The organism is Mesorhizobium sp. M7D.F.Ca.US.004.03.1.1, assembly GCF_003998635.1.
Lineage (GTDB): Bacteria > Pseudomonadota > Alphaproteobacteria > Rhizobiales > Rhizobiaceae > Mesorhizobium > Mesorhizobium loti.
This window is the reverse complement of the sequence record NZ_RZQG01000047.1, coordinates 1-15,858: the sequence shown is the minus strand read 5'-3', so window position 1 is coordinate 15,858 and position 15,858 is coordinate 1. Positions and strand designations below refer to the sequence as shown.

The 15,858-nt window shown below is 63.7% G+C and carries 15 protein-coding genes and 1 pseudogene; 7 read left to right on the top strand and 9 right to left on the bottom strand.

Annotated features, from left to right (window positions below):
• The coding region (locus EN935_RS05390) for an amidohydrolase family protein (protein ID WP_164771018.1) at positions 1-889 on the top strand (889 nt) is incomplete at its 5' end.
• A gap of 141 nt (positions 890-1,030) precedes the next feature.
• On the opposite strand, the gene EN935_RS05385 is transcribed toward EN935_RS05390, so the two are convergent.
• Complete coding sequence (locus EN935_RS05385) at positions 1,031-1,168, bottom strand: hypothetical protein (protein WP_206532393.1); 138 nt, start codon at positions 1,166-1,168, stop codon at positions 1,031-1,033.
• 40 nt (positions 1,169-1,208) lie between these two features.
• Here EN935_RS05385 and EN935_RS05380 point away from each other — a divergent pair, with 40 nt between their 5' ends.
• Both EN935_RS05380 and EN935_RS05375 read left to right on the top strand, forming a co-directional pair.
• Complete coding sequence (locus EN935_RS05380; RefSeq protein WP_245468918.1) at positions 1,209-1,565, top strand: invasion associated locus B family protein; 357 nt, start codon at positions 1,209-1,211, stop codon at positions 1,563-1,565.
• A gap of 145 nt (positions 1,566-1,710) precedes the next feature.
• A complete protein-coding gene (locus tag EN935_RS05375; protein WP_127264611.1) occupies positions 1,711-2,955 on the top strand; it encodes a Xaa-Pro peptidase family protein in 1,245 nt (414 codons plus the stop codon).
• A gap of 5 nt (positions 2,956-2,960) precedes the next feature.
• Here EN935_RS05375 and EN935_RS05370 read toward each other — a convergent pair whose 3' ends face one another.
• The 5 genes from EN935_RS05370 to EN935_RS05345 all read right to left on the bottom strand — a co-directional run bounded on the left by EN935_RS05370 (position 2,961) and on the right by EN935_RS05345 (position 8,678).
• Positions 2,961-4,397: an amidase gene (locus EN935_RS05370; RefSeq protein ID WP_127264610.1), complete on the bottom strand. Its 1,437-nt coding sequence runs from the start codon at positions 4,395-4,397 to the stop codon at positions 2,961-2,963.
• 204 nt (positions 4,398-4,601) lie between these two features.
• Positions 4,602-5,693 (bottom strand): Gfo/Idh/MocA family oxidoreductase, encoded by a 1,092-nt coding sequence (locus EN935_RS05360; RefSeq protein ID WP_127373199.1) that lies wholly within the window; start codon positions 5,691-5,693, stop codon positions 4,602-4,604.
• Positions 5,694-5,771: 78 nt separating this feature from the next.
• Positions 5,772-6,935, bottom strand: a complete 1,164-nt coding sequence (locus EN935_RS05355; protein WP_109663638.1) for an ABC transporter substrate-binding protein — start codon at positions 6,933-6,935, stop codon at positions 5,772-5,774.
• A gap of 70 nt (positions 6,936-7,005) precedes the next feature.
• Entirely contained in the window at positions 7,006-7,854 is an 849-nt protein-coding gene (locus EN935_RS05350) for an ABC transporter permease (protein ID WP_109663636.1), read from the bottom strand.
• A complete protein-coding gene (locus tag EN935_RS05345) occupies positions 7,851-8,678 on the bottom strand; it encodes an ABC transporter ATP-binding protein (RefSeq protein WP_109663634.1) in 828 nt (275 codons plus the stop codon). Before EN935_RS05345 ends, EN935_RS05350 begins: the two co-directional genes overlap by 4 nt.
• A gap of 336 nt (positions 8,679-9,014) precedes the next feature.
• Between EN935_RS05345 and EN935_RS05340 the strand changes: the two genes are divergently transcribed.
• The 3 genes from EN935_RS05340 (at position 9,015) to EN935_RS05330 (ending at position 12,601) form a co-directional block, all read left to right on the top strand.
• Entirely contained in the window at positions 9,015-9,959 is a 945-nt protein-coding gene (locus EN935_RS05340; protein ID WP_127262331.1) for a MurR/RpiR family transcriptional regulator, read from the top strand.
• Positions 9,960-10,128: 169 nt separating this feature from the next.
• Positions 10,129-11,913, top strand: coding sequence for an NAD(P)/FAD-dependent oxidoreductase (locus tag EN935_RS05335; RefSeq protein ID WP_127262330.1), 1,785 nt, complete (start codon positions 10,129-10,131; stop codon positions 11,911-11,913).
• Between the two features lie 223 nt (positions 11,914-12,136).
• Positions 12,137-12,601, top strand: coding sequence for a CatB-related O-acetyltransferase (locus tag EN935_RS05330; RefSeq protein ID WP_127262329.1), 465 nt, complete (start codon positions 12,137-12,139; stop codon positions 12,599-12,601).
• A gap of 41 nt (positions 12,602-12,642) precedes the next feature.
• Here the strand turns inward: EN935_RS05330 and EN935_RS05325 are convergent, their stop codons facing one another.
• Positions 12,643-13,878 carry an amidohydrolase/deacetylase family metallohydrolase gene (locus EN935_RS05325; RefSeq protein ID WP_127262328.1) on the bottom strand — a complete coding sequence of 412 codons (1,236 nt, stop codon included), beginning with the start codon at positions 13,876-13,878 and terminating at the stop codon, positions 12,643-12,645.
• Between the two features lie 29 nt (positions 13,879-13,907).
• A pseudogene (locus tag EN935_RS05320) lies at positions 13,908-14,251 on the bottom strand (RidA family protein).
• A gap of 241 nt (positions 14,252-14,492) precedes the next feature.
• Here EN935_RS05320 and EN935_RS05315 point away from each other — a divergent pair.
• Positions 14,493-14,978, top strand: a complete 486-nt coding sequence (locus tag EN935_RS05315) for a hypothetical protein (protein ID WP_127262326.1) — start codon at positions 14,493-14,495, stop codon at positions 14,976-14,978.
• Positions 14,979-14,985: 7 nt separating this feature from the next.
• Here EN935_RS05315 and EN935_RS05310 read toward each other — a convergent pair whose 3' ends face one another.
• Positions 14,986-15,621, bottom strand: a complete 636-nt coding sequence (locus EN935_RS05310; RefSeq protein WP_109665314.1) for an isoprenylcysteine carboxylmethyltransferase family protein — start codon at positions 15,619-15,621, stop codon at positions 14,986-14,988.
• Positions 15,622-15,858: the final 237 nt, after the last annotated feature.

The following is a 15,858-nucleotide window of genomic DNA, read 5'->3' as shown; positions in this document are numbered from 1 at the left end:
GGACAGGATAGCGCGCAGGGACGGCCCCGCGGTCCATGGCTATTTCGGCTTCGATCCGCTCAGGGAGATTTACTACAGGGAGCACGTTGACCGCGAACGACAGAGCCCGATCGCTCTGGCCAGAAAGGCACTCGTGGACCACGGATTTCTGGGAATAAAACTGTACCCGCCGATGGGCTTCAGCGCCTCGGGCAACGCCGGCCCCTACCCGAAGTTCGTAACCAGGAAGGTTGGAAATCCGAGCAAGCGCTTGGATCAGGTGCTGGATGAACTCTACCAGCTTTGCGTGGACCTCGATGCGCCCATCCTGGCACATGCCTATGGTTCAAATGGCGCTGGCAAAGAATTCGCCGAGAGAGCAGATCCGGCATATTGGGTGCCGGTTTTCCGGGCCCACCCGAAATTGCGTGTTTGCCTGGCGCATTTCGGTCGCTTTGATTTGCCGTCCAGCGGCTCTCCCGGCCAGAGTTTTCCGGAAAGGAGTTGGGAGTGGACACTCGGCAGGCACTTGAAGGCCAATCCGCATGCGAACGTGGTTGCCGATCTCAGCTATTTCTCCGAAGTTCTGAATGCTGGCGCCACCGAACGAAAAAGACTGGCTACCGATTTCCGTCGGTTCATCGATGAGTTCGATCCCGGGATCGAGCATCTGGTGTACGGCACGGACTGGATCATGATCGGTCTTGAGGGTGGCTATCCCCATTATGCCCAAAGCGTGGATGGCTTCCTCAGGGATGATTGCGGACTGAATGAGGAAGAGCGCGGCCGGATCTTTCGCGGCAACGCCGTACGCTTCATGGGGTTGGGCGCGGGCGAACCTGCACGTCGACGTCTCCTGAGATTTTACAGGTTGCATGGCCTCGACCCCGCCAGACTGCCCGTCTCTTGATGTGAAATGCTGTGCGCACGCTGCGCGCGGCATGCTGAGAACTCAATGGCTCATGGAATTGCTCCAGAGGAGGCCAGGCATCGAAAAGCCGCGGTCCACCGCGGCTTTCAATAGGGGTGGCCGGTCAGCATCGGTGGGACGTCACGCAGCTGGCCGCCCCGCCTTCCGCAGTGACGCCTGGTGCACCAGCGAGGTCCAGCTGTTGGTCGAGGCGAGGTGGCAGTAGAGCATGCCGAGCGCGCCGGATTTACGCAGGTCGAGAAACGCCTCGTCGATCAATTGCTCCAGCGGTTCATCGACGGCCGAGCTTCAGTGTCAGGTGTCGCAAAACCTGACCGAAGCCAAGACCGGTCAGCGTGTGCTGACGGTGACCGTGCGCCGCGACAAGGGCAATGGCAGCCTGGCCATGTTGCTCGCTTTGCCGCACGGCCTGTTCCTGCCGTCCGGCGCCTCCTACCAGATCGACCAGGGCCAGAAGACGACCGTCGCCATCCAGACCAGCGACCAGAACGGCGCCTACGCCGCCGCACCGCTGTCGCCGGAACTCATCGCCGCCATGAAAGCGGGAACCAACCTCAACATCGGCATGGAATCCGTGACGCGAAAGCCGGTGACCATTCCGGTCTCGCTGGCCGGCTTCACCGCCGCGATCGACAAGCTGGAAGCCATCAAATAGCTGACATGGCTTGACCAGCCGGCCGATTGCGATGCGGCTGACAGCTGCGGCCGCTAACTCTGTATCCAGCGATTACCCGGTATTTGCCCCTTGAACGTCGATGCCCGGAATGCTCCGTTGCCGCTTCAGACATTCGGAGAAACCCATGACAGGCTTTGTCGACCGCGAGCGCGCGGCTCAACTGATGGACCGCGCCGGCATCGAGGCGCTGGTGCTGTGCGCGCCCGAGGCCTTTCACTATGCGACCGGTGCCTCGATCGGACCGGCCGGGTTGTTCCGGCGCGCCGGCGCCGGCTTCGTCGTCATCCCGGCTGGCCAGGACCTGCCGATCGGCGTCGTGGTGGCGGATTTCAATGCGGGACAGTTGCAACGGGTTCTGCCGGACGCTGTCATCCGCAGCCATCCGATCTGGATCGAAACCGCCACGCTTGACGCCTCGACCTCAGGGCAAGGGTTGGCGCAACGCATCGAGGCCGGCCTTGCTTCGTCCAGCCGGGCGCCTGGTTTTTCTCGACCCGCGACATTCGAACTCGCCCATTCCGTCCGCGCGCTGAAGGAGATCCTGAAGGGCTTCGGCCTCGAGCGCGCAACGCTCGGCGTCGATCTCGATTTCATCGCCACCGCCGATTTCTCTGCCATGCAGGCACTGCTGCCGGGCTGCGCGATGGTTGACGGCTCGGCGGTGCTCGACAGGCTGCGGGCCATCAAGTCGCAACGCGAGATCGACCTTCTCCAGCAAGGCATCATCCTGTCGGAAGCCGGGCTGGACCGGCTGCAGGTGGATGCCATGGCCGGCATGCGCCAGGCCGATCTCATAGCGCTCTACCGGGAAGGTGTCACCACGGCCGCGGCCGGACTGGCCCATCCGGTCGCCACGGCCGAATATGTCACGCTCGGCGCCCGGGCCAAAAGCACCGATGCGAAAGCCATGCCCGGCGATCCGCTGAAGTGCGACATGGTCTGCACGGTCGGCGGCTACGCCTCCGACATGTCGCGCAACTTCACCTTTGGGCCGCCATCCGCCGAGCAGGCCGAACTGCATGCCATCGCCGAGCGGGCCTTTGACGACGGGCTGGCATCCCTTGTCCCCGGCAACACCCTCGCCCACGTGCATCGCGTCGCCACCGACAGCCTGGCGCGGCAAGGGCTGCGCTCCTACCGCCGCGGTCATTTCGGCCATGGTGTCGGCCAGTTGGTCTTCTCCGAGCAATGGCCGTTCATTGCGGCCGACAGCGATGTCGTGATCGAAGCAGGCATGGTGCTGGCCTTCGAGATCCCGCTCTACATCGACGGCCTCGCCAGCTTCAATCTCGAGGACCAGTTCCTGATCACGCCGGACGGACCTGTTGCCATGAACCGCTTGCCGAGGCGCTTGGAGACAATCGGTTAGCCGGCTTATGCACTCACCGCTGGCCGCCTCTCCTTCCATGGCATCTCCTGTTCGAGCTGCGCCGACGCGGCCAGCACCGTCGCCTCGTCGCCATAGCGGCCGACCAGTTGCACGCCGATCGGCACGCCGCCTTTCGACCAGCCGAGCGGCAGCGATATCGCCGGCTGACCGGAAATGTTGAAGGGGAAGGCAAACACCGAGTCCGCCCATTTGGCGTTGTAGCGGTCGATATCCGTCTCCGACATGTCGTAATAGCCGAACGGGCGCGGCAGCTGTGTCAGCGTCGGGGTTATGAAGAGATCGTAGGCGCCGAGGTCGCCGACGATGTCGCGGCCGATCTGCCTGAGTTGCTCGACATCGGAGATGTGCCTGGTGCCGCTGGTCGAGCGGCCGCGCTCGATGATCGCCCAGGTCACCGCCTCCACGTCGCCTGGCGTCACCGGCCGGCCGATGACCGTTTCAAGGTAGTCGAAGGTCGCCGCCGTCTGCACGCAGGTCATGTTGGTGTAGGTCTTCCACACCTTGGTAGCGTCGAGCGCCATGTCGTGCTCCTCGACATGGTGTCCGAGACGCTCGAGCGCCGCCACGGTCGACAGCACTGCCGCCTTCACCTCCGCATCGATCGCCGTGCCGTTGGGCGGCGTGATGGAGAAGCCGATGCGCAGCTTCTTCGGTGCCCGCGTCGACAGGCTGAGCCACGAACCGTCCGGCACCGGCGGCGTATAGGGGTCGCCCGGCAGCGCGCCGGCGACCGCATCGAGATAGGCCGCGGTGTCGCGCACGGTGCGCGAGCAGCACAGGAAATAGGCGCCGCCATACCAATAGTCGCCGAAAGGCGCGAGGCTGACACGGCCGCGCGACGGTTTTAGCCCGACAATGCCGCAGCAGGAGGCCGGGATGCGGATCGAGCCGGCGCCATCGCTGGCCTCGGCGATCGGCACCATGCGCGAAGCGATGGCCGCGGCAGCACCGCCGCTTGAGCCGCCCGGCGTGATGCCGTCCTTCCACGGGTTCTTGGTCACACCGTAGAGTTTTGGTTCCGTGGTGATCGACCAGCCGTTTTCCGGCGCGTTCGATTTGCCGACCAGCACCAGCCCGGCCGCCTTCATGCGGCGAACCACTTCGGTGTCGAAGTCGGCGACGACGTCTTTCAGGTAGAAGCACGAATTGGTGTTTGGCGCGCCTGTCCAGGACGAAGCCAGCTCCTTGAGCAGGAACGGCACGCCGGCGAAGGGTGCTGATTTGTCGACCGTCTCGGCCTGGGTGCGCGCCATGTCGTAGAGGCGGTGAATGACCGCGTTGAGCGCCGGGTTGAGCCGCTCGACCAGCGTGATCGCTACCTCCACCAGTTCCGCCGGCGAAACCTGGCCGCTGCGCACCAGCCCGGCCAGGTCGAGTGCATCGGACTCGGCATAGGTTTTCAGCAGACTGTCGGTGACCATGTCTCTCTCCCTCAACCAATGGGCTTTGTGTTGATGCCCCACAGATAACCGCGTTCGGGCAGCGGCCCCCTCACCCAGCCTCCGCTTCGCTCGGCTGACCTCTCCAAGGGAGGAGAGGAGACTGTCGCGCGCTGGCGCCCCCCTCTTCTCCCCAGCGGGGAGAAGGTGGCCGCGAAGCGGCCGGATGAGGGGGCTGGCGCGACTTCAGGCCAGGTCGACGGTCCGCCCCAGCGCGATGCTCTGCTCGGCGGCGAGCACGATGCGCAGGCTGTTGACCGCCGCATCCATCTGCTCTGTGAGGTCGAGATCCTCGCGGATGGCGCGCAGGAAGAAGGCCTGCTCGCGGTCGCAGAGTTCCTGATGGCCGGGCTCGTCCTCCATGCTGACGATCTCGTCGGGCTTCGAGAAATTCTTGTCGCCGTCGACCTGCGCGTAATGGATCTTCAGCGCATCGGTCTTGGTGTGGCGGTCGATGTCGGCGGAGGTCGAGACTTCAGCGGTGTCGGCAGCGCTGCTCGCCTGTTGGCCCGCGACGATCGACACCGCGCCCTTGGGGCCGACCACGTCCTTCACGAAATAGGCCGTCTCGCTCATCATCGGGCCCCATCCGGCCTCGTACCAGCCGACCGAGCCGTCATCGAAGGTGACGTGCAGATGGCCGTAATTCTGCTTGTCGGCTTCCGCCCACAATTTGGCGCCGATGCCGTGCACGCGCACCGGCTTGGCGCCGGTCAGCTGGCACATGACGTCGACATAGTGCACTCCGCAGTCGACGATCGGGATCAGCGAATCGATCAGGTTCTTGTGCCAGTGCCAGGCGCTGCCGCTGCTCTGCTGGTTGAGGTTGAGCCGCATCACCAGCGGCTTGCCGAGCGTCTTGCCGACCTCGATGAACTTGATCCAGGAGGGATGGACGCGCAGGATATAGCCGAGCACGAGCTTGCGGTTCTTGGCCCGCGCCGCCGCGACAACCTTTTCGGCATCCTCATTGTTGGTGGCGAGCGGCTTTTCCATGAACACATGGCAGTTGGCGGCGATTGCCTTCAGCGCGTATTCGGCGTGAGTGTTCGGCCAGCTGTTGATCGAGACGGCGTCGGGCCTGGTCTCCTTCAGCGCCTGGTCGAAATCCTCATAGAGCGGATAGCCGGCCAGTTCGGCCGGGATCTTCGTGTTGCTCTTGATCGAGCGGCTCATGATGCCGACGATCTCGAAACCGTCGAGCCGGTGATAGGCGCTGGCATGCGACGCACCCATATTGCCGAGACCCACCACCAGCACTTTTACCTTGTCGGACACCGCTACCTCCCACGCTTTTCATTGAAATGGATTGCGGGCGGCAATCGTGTCGCCGCCCGATCTTGTTGTCGCCGGTTCCTACTTGATCGCCGAATCGAACAGATGCGCCTTGATCTTCTCGACATCGAGCGCGGCAAAGCCTTCCGACAGCTTGTATCCGTCGGCGTCGGCCTTGACCTTGGCCTTGTCGAAATCATTGGCCGGGCCGATCAGGTCGTTGGTGCAGACATCCTCGGCCTTCACCGGAGCGGTGATCTGGCCGATCTTGTGGATCTCGTCGAAGAAGCCCTGCCAGCTCGCCATATCGTGCGAGCCCCAGCCGCCGCGCTTGTCCATGTCGCCGCGGAAGACGTTGATCTGCTGCAGGATCGAGGTGGTGCCGAGTTCGGGTCCCAGATTCTTGGCCAGCGTCGGGAACTGCTCGAACACCGCTTCGACGGCCGCGCGCGGATTCTGGTAGCCGAATTCGAGGCCCATCGCCCAGCCGCGCAGATATTTCTCCAGGAACGCCTTGCGGTCGGGATCCTCTAGGTCGGCGGCGCGCACGACGAAGGTGTTGGCCGGCAGCTTCGAATTCTGCACGCCGAGCCAGTATTCGAAGTCGAGCCCCTTGGCGATCCACTCGGCGCGGAGCCCCTCCCATGACAGGGCAGCGTCGCCCTGGCCGCCGGCAAGGGCCGTGCCCCAGGTCGGCCAGCCGGCCTCGACATATTTCACCTTCTTGATGTCGACGCCTTGCGCGGCCAGCAGCGGGTCGGTGATCGACTGCCAGGCGGCGGAGCCGAGCAGGATGGTCTTGCCTTCCAGCTTCTTCAGATCGTTCGATCCCTCGCCCTTGCGGAAGGCGAAGCTGAACGTGTCGCGCGCGCCCATGTGGAACACCGACTTAAGCTTCATGCCGTTCTGGATGGCGAAGGAGAACACGCCGGGCGACGGGAAGCCCATATCGGCCTGGCCGACGTCGACGAACTTCACCGTCGCGGTGCCGTCCGATGGTCCCGGCTGCATGTCGGTGTCCAGCCCATCGAAATAGCCCGCCTTCTTGGCCGCCCAGTAGGGATAGTCGTCGAGCACTTCGAGCGTGCCGCGCGGCGAGATCCAGGTGAATTTTCCGTAGGGTTCGGCGCTGGCCTTGAGGCCAGTGGCGCCGAGCGCGGTTGCCGTCACCAGCCCGGCGCCGGTCACCTGCAGGAAATAGCGGCGGCTGATCCCCGCCGGGTTGATCGAGTTCTCTTTGGTCATGGCATTCCCCTTTTTGTTTGACGTCAGTCTCTTGCCGCCCGCCTCCCGGGCGCCGCCTTATCCTTTGTGTTCAAGCCTCCCAGCTCGCCCATTTCTTGCCGATCAGGAAGAACAGCACGTAGATCAGGATGCCGAGCGTCGACAAGATCAGCACCACCGCGAAGAACTGCGGCATCTGGATCATCGACGAATAGGTGGTCAGCCGGTTGCCGAGGCCGAAACCGCCGCCGACCATCTCGGCGCCGACCGCGGTCAACAGGCCGAAGATGGCGCCGATCATCAGCCCGACCAGGATCATCGGCAGCGCCATCGGCGCGCGGATCTTCCAGAAGATCTGCAAGGTGCTGGCGCCATAGGAGCGCGCCAGCGCAATCTTGGCACTGTCGACGCGACGGAAACCGGTGGCGGCATTGATCATCACCATCGGCCCGGCGGCCAGCGCCACCGCGATGATGCGCGGCGTGTAGCCGAAGCCAAAGCGCAGGATCAGAAGCGGCACCAGCGCCAGCATCGGCGTGGTGACCAAAAGCAGGATGTAGGGCGCGACGATCTTCTCGGCGAACGGGAACTGGGTGATGACGGCGGCCAGCACCAGGCCGATGATAGCGCCGATGGTGAAGCCGGACACCAGCTCGACCAGCGTGTAGCCGAGATGCGGCGCAATCAGCGGAAACTCGTCGAACAGCGCATAGGCAATCGAGCTCGGCGGCGGCATGATATAGAGCGGCACATGGAACAGGCGTAGCGCCAGCTCGATGCCGCCGATGATGATCACCGCCACCGCAAGAATGGCCGCCACCTCCTTGCCCGACTTGATGCCGGGGCCGCTGGCGAAGGCCGACAGATTGGTCAGGCTGACCTCGTGGCCGTCACCGGTCTTGGACTTCGAGAATTCCGGAATGGCGTCGCCTCCGCTCACGGCCTGATCCTCACGATCTCGGCGCTCGGGCGCTCCGGCGCTTTTGGCCGCGTGCGTTCGCCGACAATGTCCATCTTGATCCGGTTGGTGAGGTCGAAGACCTCTTTCGTCGCCATGATCTCCAGCGAGCGTGGCCGCGCAAACGGCACGCGATACTCCTTGGCGACACGACCCGGCCGGGCGCTCAGCACCACCACCCGGTCGGAGAGGAAGATCGCCTCCTCGATGCTGTGGGTGATGAAGACGATGGTGGTCTTGGTGTCGAGCCAGATCTCCTCTACCAGCCGGTTCATCTCCTCGCGGGTAAAACTGTCGAGCGCGCCGAACGGCTCGTCCATCAGCAGCACCGACGGCTTCAGCGCCAGCGCCCGCACGATCGCCGCGCGCTGTTGCATGCCGCCCGACAGTTCGCGCGGAAACTTGCCGCCGAAGCCGTCGAGCCCGACGCGGTTGAGCAGATGCGCGATCCATGCCCGGTCCGGCTTCTCGCCCTTGATCTCGAAGGGGAAGCGGATGTTGGCATCGAGATTGCGCCACGGCAGAAGGTTCGCTTCCTGGAAGACGATGCCGATATCGGGATGCGGGCCGGTGATGGTCTTCCCGTCAAGCCGGATCTCGCCGCTGGTCAGGCTGTGCAGGCCCGACATCGACCACAAAAGGGTCGTCTTGCCGCAACCGGAAGGGCCGACGATCGAGACGATTTCATTGGCGCTGACATCGAGGCTGCAGCGGTCCAGCGCCAGCAGGTCGCCGGAGGCCGTATGATAGATCTTGGTCGCTGCCTGCACGCCAAGCTTCGGGTTTCTTGCATCGCCCGTGTTCATCTGCCCCCCGGGAAGATTGCGCGATGATCCATTGGCTCACCCGACCGCGAAATCAGTCTGTAACTATCCTACTTTCCTGTCAAGCACGAGCGCTGGTACCCGTATCACAAAAATGGACACGCCTAGCTATCCAATTGTTTTCTTGATGTTTTCGTGACCTTGAAATACATGTTGCTTTCCTACATACTTCCGAATTCGCGCAGACTGGAAGGAAGCGGGGAAGGTGAGGTTTCCCCAACGACACGCTACGGTTGCGATGTGGTCAGGCACGTGGAGCCATGACGTGCAAACATGCTAAGACGGCAGCCACGCAACCCAGGGAAAGACCAGGACCCCATGACCGAAGCTGGCAGCCAGGACGAGCCTGTTCCAGGCCACGATACTGAGGGGCGCGATCCTGTCCGGCGCATTCCCGACATCATCTCGCTGGTCAAGGATTCCTACAGCGAATTGCGCCCGGCCGAACGGCGTGTCGCCGATGTCGTGCTCGACGATGTCAAATATGCCGTCGACGCCTCCAATGCCGCCCTTGCCCAGCGCGCCGGGGTCAGCGAACCGACGGTGACCCGGTTCTGCCGCGCCATCGGCTGCGAGGGCGTGCGCGACTTCAAGCTGAAGCTGGCGCAGAGCCTCGTCGTCGGGGCGCTCTATCTGGCCAAGTCACCTTCCGTCAGCAACGACAATGGCATGCCGTTCTGGAATGCCGTGTTCGGCGAGGCGCGCCGGGCGCTGCAGGAGGCCGAGCGGCAGCTCGACCCGGCGCAGTTGCAGAAGGCGGCCGAGCTGGTCGCCAAGGCGCGCCAGGTTACAGTCTTCGGCCTCGGCGGCAGTTCCTCGGCGCTGGCGCAGGAAACCCAGTACCGGCTGTTCCGCTACGGCATCACAGTCAGCGCCCAGTGCGACCCCTATCTGATGCGCATGACCGCCTCGACCTTGAAGCCGGGTGATCTGGTGATCGCCATTTCGGCGACGGGACGCACCCGCGAGGTGATCGAAGCCGTCGAACTCGCCAAGCACTACCGCGCCAATGCGATCGCCGTGACCGCGCCCGACACCGATCTCGCCCGTGCCTGCGACGTCAGGCTGACGGTGGCGGTGCCCGAATATCCCGATACGCTGAAGCCGACGGCGTCGCGCTTCGCCTTCCTGGCGGCGATCGACCTTTTGGCGGTGGCCTCGGCCTACAAGCTCGACGGCTCGGCCCGCGAGACCGTCCGCCGCATCAAATACAACGCCCAGATCCACCGCACCGGCAAGGAGATGGAGCCGCTCGGAGACTAGCTCCCTTCTCCCCGTTCACGGGGAGGTGAGGAATGGTCCGCGTAGCGGACGAAAAGCCAACTGCTTGGCTTTTCGAACGACGAACGCCGGCAGGCGGATGAGGGGCGGCGCTGAGTTCGACAATTGAGATTTTGCGCCATGTGTCGGCGCACGCACAAAGAGGGAAGAAATGCTCGAAATAGTACCGACGAAACAGGCCGCCGCATGGCTCGAATCCCTGGCGCAGGCGCTCGAAGCCGGCGATGGGGCGGCAGCGAGCAACCTGTTCGTCGACGACTGCTATTGGCGCGATCTCCTGACCTTCACCTGGAACATCACGACCATGGAAGGCCGCGAGGCGATCGCCGACATGCTGGCGGCGGCGCTGGCGACGACCAAGCCCAAGGCATGGCAGCTGACCGGCGAGGCGACCTCGGACGAGGGCACCATCGAAGCCTGGTTCAGCTTCGAAACAGCAGTGGCGTCAGGAGAGGGCATCATGCGGCTGCGCGACGGCCGCTGCCGGACATTGTTCACGGCGATGACCGACCTCAAAGGGTTCGAGGAGCGCAAGGGGGCGGAGCGGCCGCTGGGTGTGCGCCACAAGGCCGATCCCAGGCGCGAGACCTGGTCGGAGGCGCGGGCGCGCGAGACGCGCGAGCTCGGCACTGATGAACAGCCCTACTGCCTGGTCATCGGTGGCGGCCAGGGCGGCATCATGCTGGGCGCGCGGCTGCGCCAGCTCGGCGTGCCCACCATCGTCATCGAGAAGAACGCAAGGCCGGGCGACTCCTGGCGCAACCGCTACCGCACGCTCGTGCTGCACGACCCGGTCTGGTACGACCATCTGCCCTACATTCCCTTCCCCGAAAACTGGCCGGTGTTCACGCCCAAGGACAAGATGGGCGACTGGCTGGAAATGTACACGCGCGTCATGGAGCTCAACTATTGGGTCGCCACGAAATGCCTTAGCGCCAGCTATGACGAGGTGGAGAAAGTCTGGACCGTGGTGGTCGACCGCGTCGGCCGGCACATCACGCTGAAGCCGAAGCACATCGTCTTCGCCACCGGCGCTTATGGCCCGCCACGGCGGATCGATCTGCCGGGCGCCGATCAGTTCAAGGGCGAGCTTCTGCACTCCAGCCAGTATTCCAGCGGCGAGAAATTTCGTGGCAGGAAGGTCGCCGTCATCGGCGCGGCAAGCTCTGGGCACGATGTCTGCGTCGACCTCTGGGAGAGCGGCGCCGAGGTGACCATGATCCAGCGCTCACCGACGACGGTGGTCAAATCGGACACGCTGATGGAGGTCGGCTTCGAGATCTTTTCGGAGACGGCGCTGGCACGCGGCATAACCACCGAGAAGGCCGACATGATCGTCGCCTCGACGCCGTTCGCGCTGGTGCCCAAGGGCCAGCGGGCGCTCTACGAGGTGATCAAGGCGCGCGACGCGGCCTTCTATGATCGCTTACGCGCCGCCGGCTTCGCCATCGATTTCGGCGACGACGAAACCGGCCTTTTGATGAAGGCCTACCGCACCGGCTCCGGCTACTACATCGATGTCGGCGCTTCGGATCTCATCATCGACGGAGAGATCGGCGTCCGCAGCGGCGTCGCCATCAAGTCGCTGACACCGAACGGCATTCTGTTCGAGGACGGCAGCGAACTTGCCGCCGACGCCATTATCGCCTGCACCGGCTATCAGTCGATGAACGAGACGGTGGCGGCGATCGTCTCTCGCGACGTCGCCGACAAGGTCGGCCCCTGTTGGGGGCTTGGCTCGGGCGTCAAGGGCGACCCCGGACCATGGCAAGGCGAGCTGCGCAACATGTGGAAGCCGACCGCGCAGGAAGCGCTGTGGTTCCACGGCGGCAATCTGGCGCTGTCGAGGTTTTACTCCAAATATGTGGCGCTGCAGATCAAGGCACGGATGGAAGGTATCGCGACGCCGGTTTACGGAAAGCCGAGCAACTCCTGATCCGGTACGCCAGTAGCGTTGGGCCACTACACGAAATTGCTTGCGAACTTTTCAGATGTGGTGAGTAGTCTCCCTGTGTTGCCTGGCAATTCCTGGGGGGAAGCTGGTGGGACTGCTGAGAGGACTTCGTATAAAGCTGGGACTGAAAAAGGACCCGTTGCCGCCATTGCCAGGCGTTGAGATTGGCCGTCATACCTACGGTCTCAACAAGAGATCGTTCTATATGCCGCATGAAAACGTGCCGGTGCGAATAGGCTCGTTCTGTTCGGTTGGCCCGGAAGTTCTCTTCGTCTGCGCGGCTGAACACGGGGTCGGCACCGCAACCACCTATCCGATCCACCGTATGTACGGAAAGGCCCGAAGCGGTCCCGAACCCTCCGGCAAGGGGCCAATCACCGTCGGCAATGACGTGTGGTTTGGTGCTCGTTGTACCATCCTCAGCGGTGTCACGATCGGCAACGGAGCAGTCATCGGTGCGGGCGCCATCGTCACCAGGGACATCCCTCCCTACGCCATCGCGGTCGGCAATCCCGCTCGTGTCCTCAGATACAGATTCTCGCCGGGAGTCATCGAGCGCCTGCAGACGCTGGAATGGTGGAATTGGAGCGACGATCTGATCCGCGAGCGCATCGAGCTTTTGATGACGATGGACGCCGAGCGCTTCGTCGGCATGCTGGATCCGGCCTGACTGCGCTGACATCCAACGACCGTCAGCAGAAAGGCGCAGCCTCAATCGTGCCGATGTCCAAAATGCCTCGCCGCAACCTCGACATGCGTATGCCGCTCATGCGGCTCAAAACGCTCGGTCTCGCTGACATCGTTGACCGCCTCGTTCGGCCACCAGGTGCCGCCGATGGCGATGCCTTCGCAGATCAGCCGCTGGTCGGCGACCAGCGATGCGCCAACCGCGTCGACGAAGGTGAAGCGGCCCGGGCGCTGCCGCAGCACGGCGACGTCGCCGACAGTGCCGACCGCCAGCGTGCCCAGATCAGGTCTGGCGATCGCCTGCGCCGGCGCTTGTGTTGCGGCGCGTAGGACCTCGACCAGCGGCATGCCGAGCGCCAGCAGCTTCGACATGCAGACCAAGATGTCGAAGGCCGGCCCATCGACGCAGTAGAGATGCACATCGCTGCTGATCACGTCCGGCGCCAGCCCTTCCTCGAGCATCGCCCTGGCGACGGCGAAATCGAACGAGCCCATGCCGTGGCCGATGTCGAAGATAACGCCACGCTCGCGCGCCAGCCGCATGTCGGGCCTCACGGCGCCGGAGGCGAAGACCGGCGCGTTGGGGAATGGGCGGAAGCAGTGGGTGAGGATATCGCCCTTGCGCAGGCGCGGCAGCACTTCCGAGCGGCCGGGCGGCGGCTCGTCGATATGCGCCATCAGCGGCAGGCCAGCCTGGTCGGCAGCCTCCAGCGCGAGATCCACCGGGGCGATGCCGCTGGTCCCGCCGGCATGTTTGCCGGAGCGAACTTTTACGCCGACCACGACATCGCGGTGTTCACGCACCGCTGCCACAACCTCGCGCGGCTCGCATAGCCTGAGGTCGCTGCATTCGCCGACCGACACCGTCTGCGAGAAGCCGAAGATGCCGGCAAAGGAAATGTTGACATAGGCCAGGATGCGAACCTTCGAGCGCTCCATGACGTGGCGGCGGAAGCCGAGGAAATTGCCGGCTCCCGCACTGCCCGCATCGATGAAGGTGGTGGTGCCGCTCTTGGCGGCCAGCCGATCGGCATCGACGCCGAGCGAGGTGCCGCCCCAATAGACGTGGCTATGCAGGTCGACGAGGCCTGGTGTGACGATGCAGCCGCCGGCATCGACGACCTGCGCGGCGCGGCCGGCCGGGATATCGGCGTCGACCGCCGCAATGCGGCCATTGGCAATGGCGACATCGCGCGGCGCATCGAGCCCGGACGCCGGGTCGATCAGCCGTCCGCCCTTCAGCAGGAGGTCGAATTGCATTGAGGTCACCTCCGGTTCGCCAGCTTCGCTTAGAGAGGCCGGTAGGCGACCGCCTCGACCTCGATCTTGATGTCGATCATCAGCCGCGATTCGACCGTGGTGCGGGCCGGCGGGTTCTTCGGAAAGTGCTTGGCGTAGACAGCGTTGAAGGCGCCGAAATCGCGCGCGTCCTCCAGCAGACCGTCGTCTTCACGACATCGTCCAGGGTGCAGCCGGCGAGCGCCAACGCAGCCTTGATGTTGGCGAGCACCTGTTCTGTCTGTTCCGTTATGCCGCCCTTGACCACGATGCCGTCGCTGCCGACGGGCACCTGGCCGGAGACATAAACGAGATCACCGGCCCGCACGGCTGGCGACAGCGGCACATGCGACATTCCAAAACATTGCTTGGGCAAGGGAAGGCCTCCTCTGATGACAGGACGGGATGCCGTGGCAGCGCCCGCTTGCGTCGACATTTACCCCGATCGGGGCGATCCTCATAGGGGCCTTGTTGGAAAGCAACATTCTTCGAAATCTATGTTGCTTTATTACAGAAGCGCTTGCATCGTGAGCGCTGTCGGGCTGCCTTTGCAGCCGCAACGCACAGACGCATTTGCCGGACCGGAGACAATAGCAATGACCTACGACAAGAACCCGTTTCCATCAGGCGATGCGGATCGCCACGCGCTCTGGGAAATGCTGGTGCGGCGCGACATCGACGCCTTCATCGGCCAGGACTGGTCCATGGTCGAGGATGATTTCGTCGCCGACAGCTTCTTCGGCATGCACGCGCATTTCCTCAGCAATGCCGACGCCTGGCGGCTGCAGTTTCCGAGGCTGGAAATCTATCGCGACGAGTGGCTGCGCCAGGCCAAGGAGACGGCGGCGACCAAATTCGCCGAGCCGCTGCGCGAGGCGCTGTTTCGCGTCACCAACATGCGCGACATCGATGTCGATGGCGACCGCGCCGTGCTGCACAAGAAATTCGACGGCTCGGTTGCCAAGGCGGATGGCAGCGTCGACAGGCTGAAATGGCAGACGCTGTATTTCTGCAGGAAGGTCAGCGGACGTTGGAAGATCGCGGGCTTTGTCGGCTATATGCCGCATCCGCTCGGCAGCTAGGAACCGATCAGTAGAGCGTGACGAAGGCTGGAAACAGCAGGCCGGTCGCCCGGAAATGCTCGACCAGTTCGATGGCCGGGAAGATGGCGAGGAAATAAAGCCCGTCGAAAAACGTACGCTTGAGCGCCCGCGTCGAGAACTGCAGCTCGTCATGGTCGTGGTACAGCCAAGGATTTGGCCAGAAGCGGGGCGTGTCCTTGGTATAGGCAAGGTAGGCCGGGCCGAATTTGCCGAGCAGGAATTCGGCCTCCTTTCGCGCCGTGACGCGAAAGATGAAGAAGCTGGCGAGGCCCAGCGCCAGCGCCGCCACCATCGAGCCGTAGAGCAATCCGACGCCGACCGCGCCGACCGTCGAGAAGAAATAGAGCGGGTTCTGGGTTGTCGAGAACGGTCCCGTCGAGACCAGTTCCTCGTTCTTCTTGCCGCCGACATAGAGGATGCTCCAGAGTCGTCCGACGACGCAGGCGAGCACCAGGCAGAAGCCGAGGAGTTCGAGCCTTTCGTGCCCGTCCGAGCCCTCGCTCAGCGCCGGTTTGGTGAGAAACAGCAGCAGCACCGCCAGCAGCGCCGCGGCCCGCACGAAGATCAACCGCTTGCGCTGGTCGAAGGCCTGTGAAACCGGCTTGAGGGAAGCGTAGGTCATTCTTGTTTTCCTTGGGCTTCGACAACCGGCGTTGAGCAGGTTCGGGGCACTGGTCACCACATTGATGGCGGATGCAAGGCGCCCGCATTTCATCAGCGCATCGCGAGGCATTCGTAAAGGCCTTTTGCGCGATCCACGCCCATTCTTACGAATTTGTATGCCGCCGGACAGGCTGATGTGAAGTCGCATCCCTATCGTTCGGATGCCGGCCTGCCATTTAAGGGCCGGCTTCCATTG

What these genes read in the sequence shown, in the direction of transcription:
- EN935_RS05375 (WP_127264611.1), top strand. Translation starts at nt 1,711, where the DNA reads ATGACAGGCTTTGTCGACCGCGAGCGCGCGGCTCAACTGATGGACCGC.
- EN935_RS05370 (WP_127264610.1), bottom strand. Translation starts at nt 4,397, where the DNA reads ATGGTCACCGACAGTCTGCTGAAAACCTATGCCGAGTCCGATGCACTC.
- EN935_RS05355 (WP_109663638.1), bottom strand. Translation starts at nt 6,935, where the DNA reads ATGACCAAAGAGAACTCGATCAACCCGGCGGGGATCAGCCGCCGCTAT.
- EN935_RS05345 (WP_109663634.1), bottom strand. Translation starts at nt 8,678, where the DNA reads ATGAACACGGGCGATGCAAGAAACCCGAAGCTTGGCGTGCAGGCAGCG.
- EN935_RS05340 (WP_127262331.1), top strand. Translation starts at nt 9,015, where the DNA reads ATGACCGAAGCTGGCAGCCAGGACGAGCCTGTTCCAGGCCACGATACT.
- EN935_RS05335 (WP_127262330.1), top strand. Translation starts at nt 10,129, where the DNA reads ATGCTCGAAATAGTACCGACGAAACAGGCCGCCGCATGGCTCGAATCC.
- EN935_RS05330 (WP_127262329.1), top strand. Translation starts at nt 12,137, where the DNA reads ATGCCGCATGAAAACGTGCCGGTGCGAATAGGCTCGTTCTGTTCGGTT.
- EN935_RS05325 (WP_127262328.1), bottom strand. Translation starts at nt 13,878, where the DNA reads ATGCAATTCGACCTCCTGCTGAAGGGCGGACGGCTGATCGACCCGGCG.
- EN935_RS05315 (WP_127262326.1), top strand. Translation starts at nt 14,493, where the DNA reads ATGACCTACGACAAGAACCCGTTTCCATCAGGCGATGCGGATCGCCAC.
- EN935_RS05310 (WP_109665314.1), bottom strand. Translation starts at nt 15,621, where the DNA reads ATGACCTACGCTTCCCTCAAGCCGGTTTCACAGGCCTTCGACCAGCGC.